Below are 1,502 nucleotides of genomic sequence, written 5' to 3'. Positions count from 1 at the left end.
GAATGTCGCGTCACCCGCAACCGCAAGCGTCGAGTTCAGCGTCGCAGCACCATCCAGCGTCGTGTCACCGGACACGCCCAGGTTACCCGACATCGTCGTGTCGCCCGAGATCCCGACGTTCGAACCGAAGGTCGCGTCACCCGAGACCGCGAGGGTCGAGTTCAGCGTTGCAGCGCCATCCAGCGTGGTCGCGCCGGAGACACCCAGGTCACCCGACATCGTCGTGTCGCCCGAGATGCCCACATCCGAGTTGAATGTCGCGTCACCCGCAACTTCAAGCGTCGAGTTCAGCGTCGCTGCACCGTCCAGCGTCGTGTCACCGGACACACCCAGGTCACCCGACACGGTGACATTGCCTGCATTGAGGTTAGCAATTTCAAGCGTGTCAAACGTCATCGTCGACACAGACCGCAGGTTGCCGTCTGCATCGATTACGACGATGCGATCCGTATCTGTTCCGATGTCAAGCACATCAGCCGTCCCAAGCGCACCACCCGCTTGCAACACGCCCTCGGCTGTCACAGTGTCGCCCGCCGTGCCGAGAACGATCTGGTTATTCATCTCTGCGGTTGCGCCGGTTCCGATTGCGGTGGAGTCGTTGAAACCGATAACCTGAGCGCCACTACCAAAGGCTTGCGACCGGTCACCGTCGACAACCGCATTCGTACCAATGGCGGTAGAGCCAGACCCGGTTACGTTTGTGGACGTACCGATTGCAGTCGAGTTGTCGCCCAAAACATCACTGTTGTAACCGAATGCAGAAGACTGTGTGCCTGACACGTCGCTCAAGCGACCCACCGAGGTTGAGGAGGTGCCTGACACAGAACTCGCACGACCAACGGCCGTGGAATCGTTACCGCTTACTCTGTTTCCCACGCCAATCGAAGTGGAGGCATCGCCAGAGACGTCACTATCCCGACCGAAAGCAGCCGAATAATCCCCGCTTACATCACTGGCGGCCCCGACAGCCGTCGATTCTATGCCAGTAACGTTGACACCAGTTCCCACGGCAGTTGAAAACACACCACTAACACCGGCTCTGTAACCCAGTACTGTGCTCCCTTGACCCTGCATCGTTGTAAATCCGCCGATAGCAGTGTTATCGACGCCCGTCAGTGTTATATTTTGGCCGACGCCAACAAGAGCGGTTCCCGAGACATTAACATTTGTACCAATTGAGGTAGAAAAGTTTCCGGATATGTCGGCGTTATATCCAAACGAATGATTGCCCTGACCGAGAACATCGTTCGCGCTACCAATCGCTAAACTATCAACTCCGGAAACTGTATTTGCGGTACCAGCAGCCATGGTATTTGGCCCTGTGAGCGTGTTGCCCTGCCCCGGCGTAAGATCCTGCGCAAATGCCGGCGTTGCGGCACCAAGCGCTGCGGAAATGGCAATCACCGAGCAGAATGCCGGTGCCGTCATCACCATCTTGTTGCGCTTGAAAATGCGGCCCCCGCGATAGAACCGGTCCTGCAGCACTTCGTAGCTGGTTTTTT

The 1,502-nt window shown here is 57.4% G+C and carries 1 protein-coding gene; it reads right to left on the bottom strand.

What is annotated here, in order from left to right; genetic code table 11:
• The coding region (locus EGN72_RS00300; RefSeq protein WP_370323137.1) for a hypothetical protein at window positions 1-1,502 on the bottom strand (1,502 nt) is incomplete at both ends.

Origin of the sequence: Pseudorhodobacter sp. E13 (assembly GCF_003991405.1) — a bacterium.
Taxonomy (GTDB): Bacteria; Pseudomonadota; Alphaproteobacteria; order Rhodobacterales; family Rhodobacteraceae; genus Pseudorhodobacter.
Note: the sequence above shows the minus strand (reverse complement) of the source record. Positions and strands in the feature narration are given on the sequence as shown.